Origin of the sequence: Falsiroseomonas frigidaquae (assembly GCF_012163145.1) — a bacterium.
Taxonomy (GTDB): Bacteria; Pseudomonadota; Alphaproteobacteria; order Acetobacterales; family Acetobacteraceae; genus Falsiroseomonas; species Falsiroseomonas frigidaquae.
The window spans coordinates 562,213-582,015 of the sequence record NZ_JAAVTX010000005.1 but is presented as its reverse complement, the minus strand read 5'-3'; the positions used below and the strand labels follow the sequence as shown (position 1 = coordinate 582,015).

General features: G+C 71.5%; 21 protein-coding genes. 8 read left to right on the top strand and 13 right to left on the bottom strand.

The window, feature by feature from the left end:
• Window positions 1–37 precede the first annotated feature (37 nt).
• Window positions 38–1,096, top strand: a complete 1,059-nt coding sequence (locus HB662_RS19110) for an alpha/beta hydrolase family protein (RefSeq protein WP_245185728.1) — start codon at window positions 38–40, stop codon at window positions 1,094–1,096.
• Window positions 1,097–1,137: 41 nt separating this feature from the next.
• Here the strand turns inward: HB662_RS19110 and HB662_RS19105 are convergent, their stop codons facing one another.
• Window positions 1,138–1,770, bottom strand: a complete 633-nt coding sequence (locus HB662_RS19105; RefSeq protein WP_168051608.1) for a calcium-binding protein — start codon at window positions 1,768–1,770, stop codon at window positions 1,138–1,140.
• A 206-nt stretch (window positions 1,771–1,976) separates the two neighbouring features.
• Between HB662_RS19105 and HB662_RS19100 the strand changes: the two genes are divergently transcribed.
• Window positions 1,977–2,513, top strand: a complete 537-nt coding sequence (locus HB662_RS19100; protein ID WP_168051606.1) for an EF-hand domain-containing protein — start codon at window positions 1,977–1,979, stop codon at window positions 2,511–2,513.
• 79 nt (window positions 2,514–2,592) lie between these two features.
• Here HB662_RS19100 and HB662_RS19095 read toward each other — a convergent pair whose 3' ends face one another.
• Window positions 2,593–3,564 carry an L-threonylcarbamoyladenylate synthase gene (locus HB662_RS19095; protein WP_168051604.1) on the bottom strand — a complete coding sequence of 324 codons (972 nt, stop codon included), beginning with the start codon at window positions 3,562–3,564 and terminating at the stop codon, window positions 2,593–2,595.
• Window positions 3,561–4,319: a 3'(2'),5'-bisphosphate nucleotidase CysQ gene (gene cysQ / locus HB662_RS19090; protein WP_168051602.1), complete on the bottom strand. Its 759-nt coding sequence runs from the start codon at window positions 4,317–4,319 to the stop codon at window positions 3,561–3,563. The genes HB662_RS19095 and cysQ overlap by 4 nt, the downstream gene beginning before the upstream one ends.
• A gap of 141 nt (window positions 4,320–4,460) precedes the next feature.
• Here cysQ and HB662_RS19085 point away from each other — a divergent pair, with 141 nt between their 5' ends.
• From HB662_RS19085 to HB662_RS19070, 4 genes are all read left to right on the top strand, one after another.
• Window positions 4,461–5,957 carry a leucyl aminopeptidase gene (locus tag HB662_RS19085; protein ID WP_168051600.1) on the top strand — a complete coding sequence of 499 codons (1,497 nt, stop codon included), beginning with the start codon at window positions 4,461–4,463 and terminating at the stop codon, window positions 5,955–5,957.
• Between the two features lie 33 nt (window positions 5,958–5,990).
• Window positions 5,991–7,436 (top strand): leucyl aminopeptidase family protein, encoded by a 1,446-nt coding sequence (locus tag HB662_RS19080; protein WP_168051598.1) that lies wholly within the window; start codon window positions 5,991–5,993, stop codon window positions 7,434–7,436.
• On the top strand, window positions 7,436–7,894 hold the full coding sequence (locus tag HB662_RS19075) for a DNA polymerase III subunit chi (protein ID WP_168051596.1): 459 nt from the start codon (window positions 7,436–7,438) through the stop codon (window positions 7,892–7,894). Before HB662_RS19080 ends, HB662_RS19075 begins: the two co-directional genes overlap by 1 nt.
• Window positions 7,895–7,971: 77 nt before the next feature.
• The gene (locus HB662_RS19070) at window positions 7,972–8,790 is read left to right on the top strand and encodes an N-acetylmuramoyl-L-alanine amidase (protein ID WP_168051594.1); all 819 of its coding nucleotides are present in this window, start codon (window positions 7,972–7,974) and stop codon (window positions 8,788–8,790) included.
• 35 nt (window positions 8,791–8,825) lie between these two features.
• Here HB662_RS19070 and arsJ read toward each other — a convergent pair whose 3' ends face one another.
• From arsJ to HB662_RS19030, 8 genes are all read right to left on the bottom strand, one after another.
• Window positions 8,826–10,061 (bottom strand): organoarsenical effux MFS transporter ArsJ, encoded by a 1,236-nt coding sequence (arsJ, locus tag HB662_RS19065; RefSeq protein ID WP_168051592.1) that lies wholly within the window; start codon window positions 10,059–10,061, stop codon window positions 8,826–8,828.
• Entirely contained in the window at window positions 10,058–11,101 is a 1,044-nt protein-coding gene (locus tag HB662_RS19060; RefSeq protein ID WP_168051590.1) for an ArsJ-associated glyceraldehyde-3-phosphate dehydrogenase, read from the bottom strand. The genes arsJ and HB662_RS19060 overlap by 4 nt, the downstream gene beginning before the upstream one ends.
• Window positions 11,098–11,979, bottom strand: a complete 882-nt coding sequence (locus HB662_RS19055; protein ID WP_168051588.1) for an arsenate reductase/protein-tyrosine-phosphatase family protein — start codon at window positions 11,977–11,979, stop codon at window positions 11,098–11,100. Before HB662_RS19055 ends, HB662_RS19060 begins: the two co-directional genes overlap by 4 nt.
• Window positions 11,980–12,031: 52 nt before the next feature.
• Complete coding sequence (locus HB662_RS19050) at window positions 12,032–13,099, bottom strand: ArsO family NAD(P)H-dependent flavin-containing monooxygenase (protein WP_408871643.1); 1,068 nt, start codon at window positions 13,097–13,099, stop codon at window positions 12,032–12,034.
• Window positions 13,092–14,156, bottom strand: coding sequence for an ACR3 family arsenite efflux transporter (gene arsB / locus HB662_RS19045; RefSeq protein ID WP_168051584.1), 1,065 nt, complete (start codon window positions 14,154–14,156; stop codon window positions 13,092–13,094). The genes HB662_RS19050 and arsB overlap by 8 nt, the downstream gene beginning before the upstream one ends.
• On the bottom strand, window positions 14,153–14,509 hold the full coding sequence (locus HB662_RS19040) for an ArsR/SmtB family transcription factor (RefSeq protein ID WP_168051582.1): 357 nt from the start codon (window positions 14,507–14,509) through the stop codon (window positions 14,153–14,155). Before HB662_RS19040 ends, arsB begins: the two co-directional genes overlap by 4 nt.
• 35 nt (window positions 14,510–14,544) lie before the next feature.
• Window positions 14,545–15,510, bottom strand: a complete 966-nt coding sequence (locus tag HB662_RS19035) for a Bug family tripartite tricarboxylate transporter substrate binding protein (protein WP_168051580.1) — start codon at window positions 15,508–15,510, stop codon at window positions 14,545–14,547.
• Window positions 15,511–15,793: 283 nt separating this feature from the next.
• The gene (locus HB662_RS19030) at window positions 15,794–17,680 is read right to left on the bottom strand and encodes an ABC-F family ATP-binding cassette domain-containing protein (protein WP_168051577.1); all 1,887 of its coding nucleotides are present in this window, start codon (window positions 17,678–17,680) and stop codon (window positions 15,794–15,796) included.
• A gap of 82 nt (window positions 17,681–17,762) precedes the next feature.
• Between HB662_RS19030 and HB662_RS19025 the strand changes: the two genes are divergently transcribed.
• Complete coding sequence (locus HB662_RS19025) at window positions 17,763–18,254, top strand: nucleoside deaminase (protein ID WP_168051571.1); 492 nt, start codon at window positions 17,763–17,765, stop codon at window positions 18,252–18,254.
• A gap of 113 nt (window positions 18,255–18,367) precedes the next feature.
• A complete protein-coding gene (gene ndk, locus HB662_RS19020; RefSeq protein ID WP_168051569.1) occupies window positions 18,368–18,790 on the top strand; it encodes a nucleoside-diphosphate kinase in 423 nt (140 codons plus the stop codon).
• Between the two features lie 72 nt (window positions 18,791–18,862).
• Here ndk and HB662_RS19015 read toward each other — a convergent pair whose 3' ends face one another.
• Together HB662_RS19015 and purN are read right to left on the bottom strand one after the other, a co-directional pair.
• Entirely contained in the window at window positions 18,863–19,021 is a 159-nt protein-coding gene (locus HB662_RS19015) for an aa3-type cytochrome c oxidase subunit IV (RefSeq protein WP_168051567.1), read from the bottom strand.
• 23 nt (window positions 19,022–19,044) lie between these two features.
• Entirely contained in the window at window positions 19,045–19,716 is a 672-nt protein-coding gene (gene purN / locus HB662_RS19010; protein ID WP_245185727.1) for a phosphoribosylglycinamide formyltransferase, read from the bottom strand.
• Between the last annotated feature and the right edge of the window lie 87 nt (window positions 19,717–19,803).

The following is a 19,803-nucleotide window of genomic DNA, read 5'->3' as shown; positions in this document are numbered from 1 at the left end:
GCACCCGGCCAGGCCGGGACTCGAGGGAGAAAAAACCATGCACAAGACCATCCTCGCCATGGCGCTCGCCGCCGTGGTGGCCGGTCCATCCATGCCGGCCGCCGCCCAGCAATCCGCCCCCACCCCGCCGCCCGTCAGCCTGCAGAGCTGGGGCAGCTTCCATGTCGGTGGGCGGGAAGTGGTAGTCTCCGGCCAGCCGGTGCGGGAGGTGCTGTTCACCCCCGGCGGCGTGCCCGCCCGCGTCGATCCGAACGGCACCTACCTGATGGGTGGCATGTACGCCCAGTACATGATCCCGCATGTCCCCTCGGGCCCGCGCGGCCAGGCGCCGCTGCTGCTGTGGCATGGCGGCGGCCTGACCGGCGTGACCTGGGAGACGACGCCGGATGGCCGCGAGGGCTGGCAGAACTTCTTCCTGCGCCGCGGCTGGCCCACCTATGTCTCGGATGCCGTGGAGCGCGGCCGCGCCGGCTGGTCCATGATCCCGGAGCAGACCGGCGGCCAGCCCGTTCTGCTGACCGTGGACAATCCCTTCGAGCGCTTCCGCATCGGCGCCGGCCAGGGCAGCTTCCAGCGGAATGAGGTGCTGCCCGGCAACCAGTTCCCGGCCGACCGCGACAGCTACATGAACTTCATGCGCCAGGTGGTGCCGCGCTTCACCACGACGGATGCGCTGACGCTGGAGGCCTATCTGGCGCTGCTCGACCGCGTCGGGCCTTCCGTTGTGGTGGCGCATAGCCAGGCCGGCCTGTTCGGCTGGCGCGCGGCGCAGGAACGGCCGGACAAGGTGCGCGCCCTGGTGCTGATCGAGCCGGCGGCGATCGGCGACATCGCCAAGGTGGCGGCGCTGCGCAACATCCCGGTGCTGATGGTCTATGGCGACTACATCGCCCAGGACAGCCGCTGGCCCACCATCCGCGGCAACGGCGTGCGCTTCGCCGAGGCCGTGCGGGCGGCCGGCGGAAGCGTGGATGTGGTGGACCTGCCGGAGCGCGGCATCCGCGGCAACAGCCACATGATCATGATGGACCGCAACAGCGATCAGGTGGCGCAGCTTGTGCAGGATTGGCTGGTGGCCAAGGGTCTGCACCGGTAGCGGGTGGTGCCGCGTCCCCGCAGGGCGGGGGCGCGGCCGGCTCAGCCCAGCCTGATCCGCTCGACCTCGGAGAAGCGCAGCGTCTCGCCGCCGATGCTCACCGTCCCGCCGAAGGTCGCGGGGTTGCCGGTCGCATCGAGGAAGGTCACGACGTTGTTGGTGACCTGCATCTGCAGCCCCTGGGTATCCAGGCGCAGCGCGGCCGTCAGGTCCTGCAGGTTCATGCCGAGCAGGTTCAGCGTGTCCACCCCGTCACCGCCGCGGAACTCGTCATTGCCGTCGCCCGGCGCCCACAGGAAGGTGTCGTTCCCGGCGCCGCCATCGGCGAGATCGGCCGCACCGTCCCCGGCGCCGCCATCCAGGACGTCGTCGCCAGCCTCCCCATGCAGCACATCGGCGCCGGAGCCGCCATTCAACGCGTCATTTCCGGTGCCGCCATAGGCGATGTCGTTCCCCGATCCGGTGTTGACGTGGTCATTGCCCGCCTCGCCATAGACCTGGTCGTTGCCAGCGCCCGAGGCGACACCATCATTGCCGCCCCCGGCGAAGATCACATCCGCGGAGGTGCCGCCGTACAGGCTGTCGCTGCCGAAGGTACCCTGCTGGAAGGCGCCGCCGGCCACCTTGGCGAGATCGGCCTCGTCAAGTGCGATGATCGTCTTGCTGCGGGTCATGCGGACTTCCTTCTGGTGGCGCCAGCCATAGCAGCATCGGAGGCGTGGGGCGGATGGGATCGCGCCTCTGGCCGCGATAGGCGCTGCCTTGTTGCGCCGCGCCGGTCACGGTGCCGTGATCCGGCCTCGGTCCAGCGCGCCGCGGCACGCTGCGTGATCGGCCGGCCTGCCCGCCGGCATCCCGCCGGCGCGTGCAAGGAGGCTCCATGATGGAGATTTCAGGGTCGGGCGGCGCTGGCAACGCCGCCCTGCTGCAACAATGGCGCGAAAGGCTGTTCGCCCGCGCCGACGAGGATGCCGATGGCAGGCTCTCGCCGGAGGAGGTCCGCCCGGCCCGACCGGCAAGAACGGCCGGGGGTGGGGAAGCGGCGCCGGCAAGACCTGCCGGGGATCCGGCAAGCCCTGCCGCCGGCGAAGTGGCGCAATCCGTGCCGGGGCAGCTGGCGCGGGCGACGGTCGAACAGGTCTTCGGCCTGCTCGACACCGATGGCGATGGCGGCATCTCCGCCACCGAGCTGGACCAGGGGCCGGCCGGCCGCCCGCCCGGGCCGAGGCCGGAGGGTCCGCCCCCCGGCGCCACCGGCTCCCTGAGCGATCGGATGCTTGGCGTGCTGTTCGGCGCGCAGGAGACCGGCAGCACCGGGACCGAGACGGAGGTGGCGGCCCAGCTCAGCGCGATGCTGGAACGCGCGCTGAAGGCCTACCAGCCCGACCAGGCGTCCCGCGGCAGCGAGAGCGCCTGAACCTCGCCCACCCGGCGCGCCGGGTCGGCGGCAAGCCCTGCTCCTCCAAAATGGGGGACGGGCCATGAGACGTCCCGCTTCAGCCCCGCGGTGCGGCCGCCCGCGCCAGCCGGTCGGCGATCGCCTCGCCCAGGCCGTCAAGCGGCACCGGCATGGCGGCAATGCCCTTCAGCCCCAGGCGCTGCCCCTCCGCATCCAGCCAGCGCAGCCCGGCGAAGAGCCGCGCCGCCGCCTCCGCCACATCGCCACCGGGCGAGAGGTTCCACAGCGCCCCCGCGCCGGGCAGCGGATGCGGCCCGAAGGCCAGCAGCGCCTCCTCCGCCGCCACCGCCGCCGCATCCAGCCGCAGCGGCAGGGCGGGCGCGTAGTGGGACAGCAGCATCCCCGGGCTGCGCAGGCTGCGCGTGGCCTCCGCGGCGGAAAGCCGCAATGGGCGGCCGACGCGCCCGATCACCGCCTCGATCGCCGCGGCGGGCACCCCGCCCGGGCGCAGCAGCACGGCGCCGGGGCCGGTCAGGTCGAGCACCGTGCTCTCCACGCCCACCGCGCAATCGCCGCCATCCAGCACCGCTGCGATGCGCCCGGACAGCCCGGCCAGCACATGCGCCGCGCTGGTCGGGCTGACCTGGCCGGAGCGGTTGGCCGATGGCCCGGCGATCGGCCGCGCCGCCGCGCGCAGCATGGCGAGCGTCGCGGGATGTGCCGGCACCCGCACCGCCAGCGTGTCCAGCCCGGCGCCGGCCAGCAGATCCACCCGGCAGGCGGGCCGGCGCGGCAGCACCAGGGTCAGCGGCCCGGGCCAGAAGGCGGCGGCCAGGGCGCGGGCGCGGTCATCCGCCACGACCTCGGCGAAGGCGGCCTCGGCCTCGGCGAAATGGCAGATCAGCGGGTTGAAATGGGGCCGGCCCTTGGCCTCGAATACCGCGGCCACGGCGCGGCCGTTCCAGGCATCGGCGCCAAGGCCGTAGACAGTTTCGCTGGGAAAGGCGACCAGCGCGCCTTCGCGTAGCAGGGCGGCGGCCTCGGCCGGGTCGGTCAGCAGGCGGGTCATGCGGCGCCCTCCGCCAGGAAGCCGGGGTTGCGCCAGCCCGGCTTGCCATAGCGCAGCGGCGCGCCATCCCAGCCCGCCATGCGGCCGCCGGCGGCCAGCAGCACCGCCTCCGGCGCCGCCGTGTCCCATTCCATGGTCGGGCCGCGGCGCGGGTAGAGGTCCGCTGCCGCCTCCGCCACCCGGCACAGCTTGGCCGCCGATCCCATCGGCACCAGCCGCGCGCCACGTTCCCGCACGAAATCCATGATGCGCGGATCGCGCTGATGGTCCCGGCTGGCCACCGCGATGGCGCCGCTGGCCGGCACCGGCCGCACCGCGATGGGCCGGCGGCCAGCCGCATCCAGCTTCCAGGCGCCGCGCCCGACAATGCCGGAGAACACTTCTCCAAATGCCGGCAGGGCCACCGCGCCGAGAACCGGCCGCCCGTGGTCCACCAGCCCGATATTCACCGCGAAGGTATCGAGGTTGGCGGCGAAGTCGCGCGTGCCATCCAGCGGGTCCACCAGCCAGAAGCGGCCTTCCGGCACGGCCGTGGCGCTGGCCTCATGCGCTTCCTCCGCCACCACCGGGATGCCGGGTGCGGCAGCGCGCAGGCCCTCGACGATCAGCGCCTCCGCGATCGTATCCGCGGCGGTGACCGGGGAATGGTCGCGCTTGCGCTCCACCACGAAGCCGGCGGCGCGGACCGCGGTGATCGCCGCCGCCGCCGCCCCGGCCAGGCGCACCACCAGCGCCAGCAGGTCATCATCATCCATGCCAGGGGAATTAGCTGCGGGCGGCGCGCGGCGCGAGAGGCCAGCCTGCGCAGCATGTGCCTTGCCTGCGCAGCAAGTGGCGGTTTCATCGTGACAATGGGATGATAGGCTGGAACCAGCAAAACGCCGGAACGGAACCTCATGCCCGATATCGCCTTCGCGAAGCCCGCTCTGCCGCGCTCCGGCACCCTGGTCCTGCCGCTTCACGAAGCCGATACGCCCAACGTCCCATGGACCGGCCTGGCGGCGGAAGCCGATGCGGCGGCCGGCGGCGCCCTGTCCCGCGCGCTGGAGGCTGCGGGCTTCAAGGGCCGCAAGGGCCAATCCACCACGCTTTGGGCGCCGGGCGGGGGCTTGGCCAAGGTGGTCGCCATCGGCCTCGGCAAGCCCGCCGACCTCACCCCGCTGGTCGCCGAGGCCGCCGGCGGCGCCATGATCCCGGCCATCAACCAGGACCGGGAGGCGACGGTCGCCGCCGATGCGCTGGCCCCCGCCATGGCCGCCTCGCTGGCCATGGGCGCCCTGCTGCGCGCCTGGCGCTTCGACCGCTACCGGACGAAGGAGAAGGAGGAGGACAAGCCGAAGCTGGAACGCATCGCCTTCGCCACCGCCGACACCACCGCCGCCAAGCAGGCCTTCGCGCCGCTGCGCGCCGTGGCGGATGGCGTGTTCCTGACCCGGGAACTGGTCAGTGAGCCGCCCAACGTGCTGCACCCGGTCGAATTCGCCGATCGCTGCAAGGCGCTGGAGAAGCTGGGCGTGGAGGTCGAGATCCTCGGCCCGAAGGAGATGAAGCGCCTCGGCTTCGGCGCGCTGCTCGGCGTTTCCCAGGGCAGCGCGGTGGAGCCGCGGATGGTGGTGATGCAGTGGAAGGGCGCGCCGAAGGGCCGCAAGGGCAAGCCCTTCGCCTTCATCGGCAAGGGCGTCACCTTCGACACCGGCGGCATCTCCATCAAGCCCGCCGGCGGGATGGAGGACATGAAGTGGGACATGGCCGGCGCCGGCACCGTGGTGGGGCTGATGGCGGCACTCGCCGGGCGCAAGGCCAAGGCCGATGTAGTGGGCATCGTGGGCCTGGTGGAGAACATGCCATCGGGCACCGCGCAGCGGCCGGGCGATGTGGTGAAATCCTATTCCGGCCAGACCATCGAGGTGATCAACACCGACGCGGAAGGCCGCCTCGTGCTGGCCGATGTGCTCTGGTACTGCCAGGAACGCTTCGCGCCGCGCTGCATGATCGACCTGGCGACGCTGACCGGCGCCATCATCGTGGCCCTCGGCCATGAACATGCCGGCCTCTTCGCCAATGACGACGACCTTGCGCAGCGCATCCTGGCGGCGGCCAAGCAGACCGGGGAAGGCGCCTGGCGGATGCCGCTGGGCGAGGCCTATGACAAGGCGCTGCGCTCCGAGATCGCGGACATGAAGAATGTCGGCGGCCGGCCGGGTGGGGCGGTGACGGCGGCGCAGTTCATCCAGCGCTTCGTCAACACCAAGGACGGGCCGATGCCCTGGGCGCATCTGGACATCGCCGGCACCGCCTGGACCAGCAAGGACCACCCCACCATCCCGAAGGGCGCCACCGCCTATGGCGTGCGGCTGCTCGACCGGCTGGTGGCGGATTGGGACGAGACTTGATCCCCAGCGCGACATGCTGAAGCTGCGCTTCCCATGTTGAAGCTCCGCTTCCGGCGTGGCGCGCCTGCCGCCGGCCTGCCCGTGGTCTGGCCGCTGCCGGCCGGCCGGGACCTGCCGGCGGAGATCGCCGCCCTGGCGCAGGCCGCCGGATTTGTCGCCGAGGCCGGCCGCGTGCTGGATGCGCCGGGCCTGCCGCGCCGCGTGCTGGTCGGCCTGTCAGCGTCACCGCTGCGGCTGGATTGGGAAAAGGCCGGCGCCGCCGCGGCAGCCGTGCTGGCGGAGGCGCCGCTGGCCACGGTGGCCGCGCAGGGCCTGGCGCCGGAGGCGGCGGCCGCCTTCGCCGCCGGCATGGCGCTGCGCGCCTGGCGCTTCGACCGCCATCGCACGCGGGACCGCAAGCCGCGTCTCGCCCGGATCACCTGCCTGGTGGACGACCCCGCCGCCTGCCGCGCGGCCTGGGAGGCGGCGCTGCCCGCCCTCCGCGGCTGCCTTTTCGCGCGCGACCTGGTCTCCGAACCCGCCAACCACCTGACCACCCGCCACTTCGCCGATCGGCTGGAGGCGCTGGCCGAGCACGGCCTGGAGGTCGAGATCTGGGGCCGCAGGCGGCTGGAGAAGGCGGGCTTCGGCGCCCTGCTGGCCGTCGGCCGCGCTGCCGCGGACCCACCGCGGCTGGCGGTGCTGCGCTGGCCCGGGTGGTATGCGGCGCCACCCATCGCCCTGGTCGGCAAGGGACTGGTCTTCGACACCGGCGGCATCTCCATCAAGGGTGCGCAGGGAATGGAAGCGATGCGCGCCGACATGGCCGGCGCCGCCGCCTGCGCCGGCGCCATGCTCGCCCTGGCCCTGCGGCGCTGCCCGGCGCCGGTGGTGGCGGTGCTGGCGATCGCGGAGAATGCGACTGGTGCCGACAGCTACCGCCCCGGCGACGTGCTGCGCACCGCATCCGGCCGCACGGTGGAGGTGGTGGACACCGATGCGGAAGGCCGCCTGGTGCTGGCCGATGCGCTGCACCACGCGACCGCCACGCTCGGCGCGCGGGTGGTGGTGGATCTGGCGACGCTGACCGGGGCCATCGTCACCGCGCTCGGCCCGCATCGCGCCGGGCTGTTCGGCAATGACGCCGCGCTGCTGGCCTCGCTGGCCGCGGCGGGGGAGGAGACGGGCGAACACCTGTGGCCGATGCCGGTCGGCGCCCGCCACCGCGAAGACCTGCATTCCGACATCGCCGATATCCGCCAATGCATGCCCGCCGGCGCCGGCCGCCTGCAGCCCGATGCCAGCCACGCCGCCGCCTTCCTGGCCGAATTCGTCGGCGGCACGCCCTGGGCGCATCTGGACATCGCGGGGGTGGATACGCAGGACAAGCCGCATGACCTTGGCCCGGCTGGCGCCACCGGCTTCGGCGTGCGGCTGCTGGATCGGCTGCTGGCGGCGCAGTATGAGGAGCCGCCGGAACCACCTCAGGGCCGCCGCTGATGGCCGAATACGGCTTCTACCACCTGACCCGCACCCCTTTGGAACAGGCGCTGCCGAAGCTGCTCGGCCGGGTGCTGTCGGGCGGCGGCCGCGCCATGGTGCTGATGGCGGAGCCGCAGCGGCTGGAGGCGCTGGACGCGGCGCTGTGGACCTGCCCGGACCCGGACTGGCTGCCGCACGGCTCCCCCCGCGCCGGCCACCCGCATCTGCAGCCGATCTGGCTGACCACGGAGGATGCCGGGCCGGAGGGCGCGCCGAATGGCGCGCGCTTCCTGTTCCTGCTGGAATCCACCCAATCCGCGCGGCTCGATACCTTCGACCGGGTACTGGATCTGTTCGATGGCGGCGATACGGAGGCGGTGGCCGCCGCCCGCGGCCGCTGGCGCGCCGCCAAGGCCGGCGGCCATGCGCTGACCTACTGGCAGCAGGGCGCGCGGGGCTGGGAGAAGAAGTCCTGAGCCGCCGCAGGTTCTGATTGCAAATGGTGAACGAAAAAGGATAGTGTTCCTAACCCAGCCGCAGGGGGAACACGACGATGCATGTCGAGAACCACCGCCTCAAGGACGTGCCCTTCGACGCCACGCCGCATATGGGCCGCGAGATCACCCCGCGCTTCCTGGTGATGCATTATACCGCCGGCGGCTCCGCGCTGAATTCCGTGCGCGCCATCCGCGACCGCGGCCTGTCGGCGCATTTCTTCGTCGATCGCGACGGCGCCATCATCCAGACCGTGGCCTGCAACCGCCTGGCGCATCATGCCGGGCCGTCGCAATGGCGCGGGCATGACGGGCTGAACAATTCCTCCATCGGCATCGAGATCGCCAATCTCGGCTGGCTGGACCGGAAGGAGGCGGCGGGCTGGACCCGCGGCGGCCTCGGCCGCTGCCTGGGGGAGGCCGAGGTGCTGGTGGCGCGGCACAAGAATGGCGGCGCCAGCATGGGCTGGGAAGCCTATCCCGAGGCGCAGCTCCAGGCCGTGGCCCTGCTGACCACCGCGATCCGCGCCGCCTATCCCAGCATCCAGGAGGTGGTGGGCCATGACGACATCTCGCCCGGCCGCAAGCAGGACCCCGGCCCGGCCTTCCCGCTGGCGCGCTTCCAGCATCTGGGCGGCGCCGCCGGGTCCGGCACGCTGGCCGAGAATGATCTCGGCAGCTTCGAGGTTTCGGCGCGGGACAGCCTGAACCTGCGCGGCGGCCCCGGCACCGGCTTCGCCGTGCTCGGCAAGCTGCCGCCGGGCACGAAGCTGCGCGTGCTGCGGGAGGAGGGGGATTGGCGCCTAGTGGATCTGCAGGGCGACGCCGTGCCCGATGGCTTCGTCCACGGCGCCTTCCTCCGCCGCCTCGGCGGCTGATTTGTCTCTCTGCCCCGCTTGCGGGGGAGGGGGGCCTAAGCCCGCGCCTCCCGTTCCAACGGCAGCGCCGTGGTCAGCCCCCAGCAGGCCAGCAGCATCACGGCGGACCCGGCCAGGCAGGCCGCCAGCCCGCCCAGCCCATAGAGCAGCCCCGAAAGCAGGATGCCGCCGAAGCGCCCGGCGGCATTGGCGGCGTAGTAGAAGCCCACATCCTCCGCCGCCTTCTCCGACCCCGCATAGGCCAGCACCAGGTAGGAATGGACGGAGGAATTCACCGCGAAGACGAAGCCGAACAGCGCCAGCCCCGCCACCACCACCAGATCCGGCCGCGGCACATCGGCAGCCAGCGCGGCGGCCAGCCCGATCGGCAGCAGCGCCAGCAGCAACGACCACAGCCGCGCCGCCGGCACCTCGGCGGACAGGCCATCCGGGCTGCGCCGTACCAGCCCGGGCGCTGCCGCCTGCACCACGCCATAGCCGATGGTCCACAGCGCCAGGAAGCCGCCGACCATGGCGAAGCTCCACCCTGCCGCATACAGGAACACCGGCAGCCCGACGACGAACCACACATCCCGCGCGCCGAACAGGAACACCCGCGCCGCCGCCAGCAGGTTCACCCCCCGGCTCTTGCCAAGAAACTCCCGCGCATTGCGCGAGGGCTTGGCGCGGCCCATCAGCGGCGGCAGGGACAGCAGCACGGCGGCCAGGATCACGGCGAGTCCCACCGCCATCAGCCACAGCGCGCCCCGAAAACCCGCGACTTCCAGCAGCACGCCGCCGAGGAAGAAGCCGACCCCCTTCATCGCATTCTTGCTGCCGGTGAAGAACGCCACCCAGCGGAACAGCCGCCCCGAAGCCTCCCCCGCCGTCAGCTTGATGGCGGATTTGCTGGCCGTCTTGGTCAGGTCCTTGGCCACGCCGCAGACGCCCTGCGCCAGCACCACCCAGGCCACGGAGGTCGCCGCCGCCCAGTCCGGCGACATCGCCGACAGCATCAGGAAGCCGATGATCTGCGTGCCCAGCCCCACCGCCAGCATCCGCGCGATGCCGAAGCGCACCGCCAGCCAGCCGCCGACCAGATTGGCGCCGATCCCCGCCGCCTCATACAGCAGGAACAGGAAGGCGAGCGTGAAGGGCGAATAGCCGAGGCGAAAGAAATGCAGCAGCACCAGCATGCGCAGCGCGCCATCGGTCAGCGTGAAGCCCCAATAGGCCGCCGTGACGATGGCGTAGTTGCGCGTGCCTGCGGCGCTGCCGACGGCGGTGCTCACAGCCCGGCCCGTTCCATGTGGCAGGCCAGGTCCACCATGCGGCAGGCATAGCCCATCTCGTTGTCGTACCAGGCATAGACCTTCAGCAGCGTGCCATCCGTCACCAGCGTGCTCGGCGCATCGATGATGGCGCTGCGCGTGTCCCGTGCATAATCGGCCGAGACCAGCGGCCGCGCCTCATAGCCCAGGATGCCGGCGAGCGGCCCGGCGGCGGCAGCGCGAAACAGGTCGTTCACCTCCTCCGCGCTCGTCTCCCGCCGCATCTCGAAGACGCAGTCGGTGAGGGAGGCATTCAGCACCGGCGCGCGCACCGCATGGCCGTTCAGCTTGCCCTTCAGCTCCGGGTAGATCAGGGCGATGGCGGTGGCGCTGCCCGTCGTCGTCGGCTGCAGCGACAGCATGGCGGACCGCGCCCGGCGCAGATCCTTGTGCGGCGCATCGACCACGACATTGGTGTTGGTCGGGTCGTGGATGGTGGTGATCTGGCCGTGCCGGATGCCGATGGCCTCATGCACCACCTTCACCACCGGGGCGAGGCAGTTGGTGGTGCAGGATGCCGCGGTGACGATCGGGTGCTTCGCCGGATCGTACAGATGCTCGTTCACGCCAACCACCACGTTCAGCACGCTGTCGAACTTCACCGGCGCGGCGACGATCACCCGCTTCGCGCCGCGCGCCAGGTGCCCTTCCAGCACCTCCGGCGTCAGGAACTTGCCGGTGCATTCCAGCACCAGCTCCACGCCCATCTCGCCCCAGGGAATTTCGCCGGGCTTGGCATGTTCGGAGAAGGACAGGCGGCGGTCGCCGATGCGGAGCGCCTCGTTGCCCTCCGCCTCGATCCCGCCGCGCCAGCGGCCCTGCACGCTGTCGAATTCCAGCAGATGCGCGCAGGCCGCGGCGCCGCCCTTGATCTCGTTCAGATGCACCACGTCCAGCCGGTTGCCGGCGCGCGGATCCTCCGCCTGGCGTTCCGCCGCACCGAGTGCCGCGCGCAGCGCCAGACGCCCGATGCGGCCCATGCCGCTGATACCAACCCTCATGCGCGCGCCATTCCCTGATTCATGCCCTGGTTCGTCCCTTGGGGGTGTGCCAGCTCATCCAGCCGCGCCTGCAGCGCCATGCGGCTCAGCGTGCTGAAGGGCAGGCTGGTGAAGATGCCGAGGCGGCGTTGCAGCGCGGCGTACAACTCGTTCAACAGCGTCGCGCGTTCGGCCGCGCTGCCGCTGAACTTTGCCGGGTCCGGCAGCGGCCAGGCGGCGGTCAGCGCCGTCTCGCCGAAATCCGGGCAGGCCTGGCCGGCCAGCGTGTCACACAGCGCAATGACGAAATCCATGCGCGGCGCCTGCGGCCCGGTGAAGACATCCCAGGATTTCGATCGCAGCGCGGAGACATCATGGCCGAGCGCCTTGAGCTGGCTCAGCACCTCCGGCAGCGGCCCCTCCGCCGCCGGCTCGGACCCGGCGGAATAGGCCTGGAAGCGGCCTTCGCCGATCCGGTTCAGGATGGCCTCCGCCATGATCGAGCGGGCGGAGTTGCGGGTGCACAGGAACAGCACGTTGAAACGGGGCGCTTCCATCGGGGTTGTCTCCCTCTCGGTGTCGAACAGGCGGTGCAGGTCGCCGCAGCGATCCGGCTGGCCGCCGCAGCAGGCTTCCGCCAGGAAGGCGACCAGCCCGCGCAGCCGGACGATCTGCGCCGCATAGACCAGGCTGCGGCCATGCCGCGTCGCCGCGACCAGCCCCGCCTGTTCCAGCGCGCGCAGGTGGAAGGACAGGGTGGAGGCCGGCACGCCGAGCCGGATGCCGATCTCGCCCGCCGGCAGGCCGGAAGGCCCGGCCGCCAGCAGCGCGCGCATCAGTTCAAGCCGGGTGCCCTGACCGAGGGCGGTGAAGCCCAGGGCCGCCTGTTCACTATCCATGCTTCCAGTAGTATCGAATTATCCGGCGGCGCGGCGTGAAGCTTCGATGAAGCTAGGCGAGCGCCCGCACCACGCCCTGCACCACGCCTCGCGCCGCCCGCGTCACGCCGGCCAGGGTGGCCGACGCCATGCCGGTCCAGTCGCCATAGCCCAGCAGCCACAAGCGCGGCTCCGCCAGCGCCTGCCCTTCCGGCCCCACCGCCACATGGCCTTCCGGATCCTGCAGTCCGAGCGGTGCCAGATGGCCGAGCGCTGGCCGGAAGCCGGTGCACCAGATGATGGCGTCGGCCGGGATGCGCTTGCCATCCGCCCAGATCGCCGCCTCCGCCTCCAGCCGGGCGAAGGGCCGCAGGCTGTGGGCGAAGACGCCGCGCGTGCGGGCCTCCCGCACCGCCGGCACGGCGACGATATTGCCGAGGCCGCCGAGCGCCTCCGGCGGCGGCCGGCCTTCAAGCTGCGCCTGCCAGCGGGCGGTGGCGCGTTCGAACAGCACGCGGCCATCGACGTCATCCGGCAGGAACACCGGCGGCCGTTCCGTCACCCAGGTGACCGTGGCGTGGCGGGACAATTCGGCCAGGATCTGCGCGCCCGAATTGCCGCCGCCTACCACCAGCACGTGCTGGCCGGCGAAATCCTGCGGCCGGCGGTACTGGGCCGAGTGCATCTGCACGCCGCGAAAGCTGTCGCGGCCGGGAATGTCCGGAATGAAGGGGTGGCTCCAGGTGCCGGTGGCGCTGATCACGGCACGGGCGGTGACGCCGGCACCTTCCAGCCGCAGCCCCTCCGCCACGCGCCGCAGGGCGCCCACGCGCACCGGGCGGCGGACCGGCAGGGCGTAGCGCGCCTCATAGGCGGCGAGGTAGGCCAGCACATCGTCCCGGCTCGGATTGCCCCCTTCGGCCGCCGGCGGCATCGCCCAGCCGGGCAGGGATGACCAGGCGGCGGGGGAGAACAGCGTCAGCGACTCCCAGCCTTGCCGCCAGGCCCCGCCCGGCGCGGCACCTTCGTCGAGAATGGCAAAGCGCAGCGCCGTGCGGCGCAGGAAGTAGCCCGCCGCCAGCCCGGCCTGGCCGCCACCGATGACGGCCACATCCAGCACCCCCGCATCCGCCTCAGCCACGCGCCTGGGCCACCGCATCGCCTGGGAACCAGCGCCGCCCCAGCCAGAGCGCCACCCGCACCAGCAGCACCAGCACCGGCACCTCCACCAGCGGCCCGATGACGGTGGCGAAGGCGACGGGGGAGGCGAGGCCGAAGGCGGCGATGGCCACCGCGATGGCCAACTCGAAATTATTGGACGCCGCGGTGAAGGCGATGGCGGTGGTGCGCGGGTAATCCGCACGGATCCAACGCCCCATGGCGAAGGAGACCAGGAACATCACCAGGAAGTAGATCGCCAGCGGCAGGGCGATGCGCAGCGCATCCAGCGGCAGGCGCAGCACCTCCCCGCCCTTCAGCGTGAACATCGCCAGGATGGTGAACAGCAGCGCCGCCAGCGTGATGGGCGCGATGCGCGGCAGGAAGCGCTGCGTGAACCAGGCCGCGCCGCGCCGCGCGATCAGCAGCCGCCGCGTCAGGTAGCCCGCCGCGAAAGGCAGGCCGAGATACAGCAGGACCGCGCCGGCGATGGTGGTGAAAGGCACCTCCACCACCTGCCCCTCCAGCCCCAGCAGCGGCGGCAGGACGGACAGGAAGAACCACGCATAGACGCCGAAGAAGGCCAGCTGGAACAGGCTGTTGAAGGCCACCAGCCCGGCCACGTACTGGCCATCGCCGCGCGCCAGCTGGTTCCACACCAGCACCATGGCGATGCAGCGCGCCAGGCCGATCAGGATCAGCCCGGTCATGTATTCCGGCCGGTCGGGCAGGAAGATCACGGCCAGCGCGAACATCAGCACCGGGCCGATCACCCAGTTCTGCACCAGGGACAGCAGCAGGATGCGGCGATCCGCGAAAACCTCGGGCAGCGCCTCGTACCGCACCCGCGCCAGGGGCGGGTACATCATCAGGATCAGCCCGATGGCGATCGGCAGGTTGGTGCCCTGGACCGACATCCCCTCCAGCGCCGCCGGCAGGCCCGGCACCAGGCTGCCGAGCGCGATGCCCGCCGCCATGGCGGCGAAGATCCACAGGGTCAGCCAGCGATCGAGGAAGGACAGGCGGGCCGGCGCGGTCATGCGCGGCCTTCCCTGGCGCCGCATTCCAGCGGCAGCAGCGTATCCAGCAGCGGCGCGCAGGCGGCGGGCTGGCCGCCGCAGCAGGCCTCCACCAGGAATCCCATTAGCGCCCGGATGCCGGCGATCTCCACCGCATAACACACCACCCGTCCTTCCCGCCGCGCACGCAGCAGCCCTGCGCGGGTCAGGATGGCGAGGTGGGTGGACATGGTGTTGCTGGGCGTGCCCAGCCGGCGCGCCACCTCCCCGGCCGGCAGGCCCTCCGGGCCGCATGCCATCAGCAGGCGGAAGGTGCGGAGGCGGGTTTCCTGGGCGAGGGCGCCCAGCGCCTCGATGGCAGTGTTTTCATCCATGATTCGAGAATACTCGAATCATGGATGTGGCACAATCAGCCGTCCAGCTTCACGCCCGTCAGGTCCACCATCTCCGCCCAGCGCGCCACTTCGGCCCGCTGGAAGGCGGCGAAGGCGGCCGGCGGCAGCGGGTCCAGCGTGAAGGCGGCAGCCGCCAGGCGACGCTTCACCTCCGCATCCTCCAGGGCGCCGAGGAAGGCCTGCGCCAGCCGCTCCGCCGCCGCGGCGGGCACGCCGGCCGGGCCGAACAGGCCGAACCAGGCATCAACGGCCATGTAGGGCACGCCGGCCTCGGCCGAGGTCGGCACATCCGGGAAATCGGCCAGCCGGGCCGGCGCACCGACCTGCAGCGCGCGCAGCCGCCCGTCCTTGATCAGCCCGGCTACGGTCGGGAAGGTGGAGGTGTAGAAATTCACCACCCCCGCCACCGTATCCGTCGCCGCCGGCGCAGCGCCGCGATACGGCACATGCGTCGCGTTCAGCCCGGACCGCCGTACGAAAGTCTCCGAGATCACATGGCTCGCCGAGCCGGCGCCGGAGGAGGCGTAGCTCACCGCGCCGGTCAGCTTCGCCAGGTCGGCCATGCTGCGCGCCGGCGAATTGGCCGGCACCACGGTCGCGTGATGCACGGTCGCCAGCTTCGCCACCGGGGTGAAGCCATCCACCACGTGATAGGGCAGGCGCGACATCATCGCCTGGTTCGAGGCATGCGTCTGGTTGTGGCCGAGGATCAGCGTCAGCCCATCCGGCGCCGCCCGCGTCGCGGCCTCGGAGCCGATGACACCGCCGGCCCCGGCGCGGTTGTCCACCACCACCGGCTGGCCCAGCGCGGCCGCGGCGCGTTCACCGGTGACGCGGGCCAGGATGTCGGTCGGCCCGCCGGGCGGCGCCGGCACGATCAGGCGGATCGGGCCGGTGCCCTGGGCCTGCGCGCCGCGCATCACGGCAGGGGCGGCGAGGGCGGCAAGCGGCAGGGCGACAAGGCTGCGGCGGCGGATCATGGCGTGTTTTCCCCCAGGTATTCAGTCCGTGTCGCAACCTCCGGCCCGCCCCGTCAAGATGCGCCGCTCACCTCTCCGTCACCGTCACACGCCAAGGTTGCATCCGTGCCAATGTCGGGCGCAGGCTACCCAGGCGCAAGAATGGCAACCCGGAGGCATCAGGCCATGAATGCCGATCAGCCGACCCTGGAGCGAAGGTCCACCGAACCCGCGACCGCGCGTGCCTTGTGGCCCACCTTCCTGCGCCGCACCCTGGCGGAGGAGATCGTCGAGGCGGCGCCGCTCAGGCCGCGTCCAGCTGCTCCGACAGCGTCAGCCACTCCTCCTCCAGCGTCGCGGTCTGGCGGGAAATGACGATGCGGCGGGTATTGGCCCAGGTGATGTCCTCGGGCTTGCGCTTGGCGTAGGTCGCGGGGTCGGCCAGGCGCTTCTCGATCAGCTTGGCTTCCAGCGCCAGCTTTTCCATCTCCCGCTCGATTTCCTTCAGACGGGTCCGCATGGGCGCGAGCGCGGCGCGGGAGGAGGCGGATTTCTTCCGCTCCAGTGATCCCTTGCCGCCGCCCTCGGCCCCTAGCTCGGCCCCGGCCGGGCGGCCGCCGCCGCGGGCGCGGTCGGCCAGCAGGGTGCGGTATTCATCCATGTCGCCGTCGAAGTTCTTCACCTGGCCGTCGGCGACCAGCCACAGCCGGTCCGCGATCAGCTCCACCAGATGCGGGTCGTGGGTGATCAGCAGCACGGCGCCGCCGAAATCCGCCAGCGCGCGGACCAGCGCCTCCCGCGCATCGATGTCGAGGTGGTTGGTCGGCTCGTCGAGGATGAGAAGCTGCGGCGCATCCCGCGTGCAGAGCGCCAGCAGCAGTCGCGCCTTCTCGCCACCCGAGCAGTTCGCGATCTTCGTCTCGGCGCGCTCCACCGTCAGGCCGAAACGCGCGAGCTGGCTGCGGCACTGGCTGATGGTGGCGTTGGGCAGGGCCGCCTGCATATGCGTCAGCGGCGTGCCGGTGGCGTCCAGATCCTCCGACTGGTGCTGCGCGAAGAAGCCGACGCGCAGCCGCGGCGCGCGCTTCACCGTGCCCTTGGACGGACCCAGCCGCCCGGCCAGCAGTTTTGCGAGTGTCGACTTGCCGTTGCCATTGGCGCCGAGCAGGGCGATCCGGTCCTCCTGGTCGATCCGCAAATCCAGGTTGCGCAGGATCGGCGCGCCGCCATAGCCGACCTCGACGTGTTCCAGCGCCAGGACGGGCGGCGCCAGCTCCTCCGGCTCGGGGAAGGCGAAGGTGGTGCTGGCATCCTCGATCACCGCATCCAGCACCGGCAGTTTTTCGAGCGCCTTGATGCGGGACTGCGCCTGCTTGGCCTTGGAAGCCTTGGCCCGGAACCGGTCCACGAAGGCCTGCATATGCGCGCGCTGGGCGGCGATCTTGCCACGCTGCGCCTCCACCTGCGCCGCGCGTTCCGTCCGCACCCGGACGAAGCGTTCGTAATTGCCCGGGTAGTACAGGATCTTGCCGCGATCGAGATGCGCGATCCCATCCACGGCGCGGTCCAGCAGCCCGCGATCATGGCTGACGATGATGGCGGCACCGGCGAAGCGGTTCAGCCAGCCCTCCAGCCACAGCGTCGCCTCAAGGTCCAGATGGTTGGTCGGCTCGTCCAGCAGCAGCAGGTCCGGCTCCAGGAACAGCGCGCGGGCCAGCGCCACGCGCATCCGCCAGCCACCTGAGTAGGATGACAGCGGCCGGGCCTGCGCCTCCGCATCGAAGCCGAGGCCGGCGAGGACCGTCGCCGCGCGGGCCGGGGCGGCATCGGCCTGGATCGCCATCAGGCGTTCGTGGATTTCCGCCGCGCGGTGGGCCTGGTCGTCGCGTTCCAGCGCGGCCAGCAGCTCGGCGCGTTCCGTATCGGCTTCCAGCACCGCATCCAGCAGGCTGGATTCCCCGCCCGGCGCCTCCTGCGCCACCACGCCCATGCGGGCGCGCGCGGCGAGGCGGATCTCGCCGCCATCCGGGATCAGTTCCTTGGTGATGGCCTTGAGCAAAGTGGACTTGCCCGCGCCGTTGCGCCCGACAAGGCCGAGCTTGTGCCCGGTGTCGAGCGTCAGCTCAGCCCCATTGAGCAATTCCCGCCCGCCGAAGCGGATGGTGAGGTCGCGGATGATGAGAACGGTCATGGGACCGCTTCATAGCGGGCCTTTCCGGCAACGCGTAGGGGCTTCAAGCTGCCAACCCCTTCACGCAGCGAGGCGCACCGCCATGGACCAGACCGACGAGACCTTCATGCGCCGCGCCATCGCGCTGTCGCAGCAGGCCGCCAACACCCCCGGCGCGCAGCCCTTCGGCGCCGTGGTGGTGAAGGATGGCGCGGTGGTGGGGGAGGGGTTCAACCAGGCGATCGGCAAGCTCGACCCCACCTCGCATGGGGAGACGGAGGCGATGCGCGACGCCTGCAACCGTCTCGGCACGCTGGACCTGACGGGCTGCACCGTCTTCACCTCCTGCGAGCCCTGTGCGCTTTGCGTCGCGACCATGCAGATCGCCAAGGTGGAGGCCGTTGTCTTCGCGGCGGGGCTTGCGGACAGCGCCCGCGTGCTGGCCGGGGTGGGGCCGGCACGGCGGGTGCGGACCGATATCACCACGTTGCGCGCCGAGGCCTCCGGCCCCGTCGGGAGCGGCCGGATGAAGGCGCGCAGGGCGCTGGTGGCGGAGGCGGTGGAGGTGCTGGAAGCCTGGGCGGCGCAGGGCTGAGCAAGCCTCCGCCCAGCCCTGAAGCGGCACGCAAAACGGCCGTAACCGGCCTGACCCTTGCGCCCCGGCCAATCCCCGCCTATCCGGCGCGCCACCAACCAAGGATCATCAGCATGGCCATCGAGCGCACCTTCAGCATCCTCAAGCCCGACGCCACGCGGCGCAACCTGACCGGCAAGATCAACGCCGTGTTCGAGGAAGCCGGCCTGCGCATCGTCGCCCAGAAGCGCATCCACATGACGCGCGCCCAGGCCGAGGCCTTCTACGGCGTGCACAAGGAGCGTGGCTTCTTCAACGACCTGGTGACCTTCATGATCTCCGGCCCGGTCGTCGTTCAGGTGCTGGAAGGCGAGAATGCGGTCGCCAAGCATCGCGACGTGATGGGCGCCACCAACCCGGCCAATGCCGCCGAGGGCACCGTCCGCAAGCTGTTCGCCGAGAGCATCGAGGCGAATTCCGTGCACGGCTCCGACAGCCTGGAGAACGCCGCGATCGAGATCGCCTACTTCTTCGCCGGCACCGAAATCGTCGGCTGACCTTCAAGCCCTCTCCCTCCGCTGGGGGAGAGGGTTGGGTAAGGGGGGCAGACGACCGCCCCCCCCCGGCTTTCAGACCAGGAAGATCGCCATCAGCACCAGCACGGCCACAGTGGCGCCGATGCTCCAGGTGCTGGCGCGCAGGAAGCCGTCATACAGGCCCCGGCGTTCGGCCATGATGTCCTCGGCCTTCACTTCGACCATCTCATAAGTCGGCGCCTGTTCGGCCATGACCACCCTCATCCGGATCCGCGTCAGGCGGCGGTTGTAGGTAGCGGCGCGGGGGCCGGCAAGGGGTTTGCCAGCGCGCCTGTTGCGCCGGGCGCCGTCACCACCGCCACATCCCCCTGCAGCCGCACCTGGCCGGCCGCCAGCCAGGCCAGCGCCGCCGGATACAGCGCGTGTTCCTGCTCCAGCACCCGCGCCGCCAGCGCCGCCTCGTCATCGCCCGGCAGCACCGGCACGGCGGCCTGGGCCAGGATCGGCCCCTCATCCACGCCGGGCCGCACCAGGTGCACCGTGCAGCCATGCAGCTTCACCCCGGCGGCCAGCGCCCGGGCGTGGGTGTCCAGCCCCTTGAAGCTGGGCAGCAGGGACGGGTGGATATTGACCATCCGGTCGTGCCAGCGCGCGACGAAGCCTTCCGTCAGCACCCGCATGAAGCCGGCGAGCGCCACCAGTTCAATCCCGTGCCGGGCGAATTCCGCCTCCATCGCCCTTTCGAAGCCGTCGCGATCCGCCTTGAAGGGGCGGCTTTCCACCACCGCGGTGGGCACGCCGGCGGCCTGCGCCACCGCCAGACCCGCGGCATCGGCACGGTTCGACAGCACCAGGGCGATGGCCGCCGGATAGCCCGGCACCGCGGCGGCGCGCAGCAGCGCGGCCATGTTGCTACCGCGGCCGGAGATCAGGATGGCAACGCGCATGATTTTCCCTGACGGCATCGAGTGGCGCATGTCGAGACGACCCCCCACCCCAACCAGCCCTTGGCGTCGCGGCAGTGCCGCAACCCC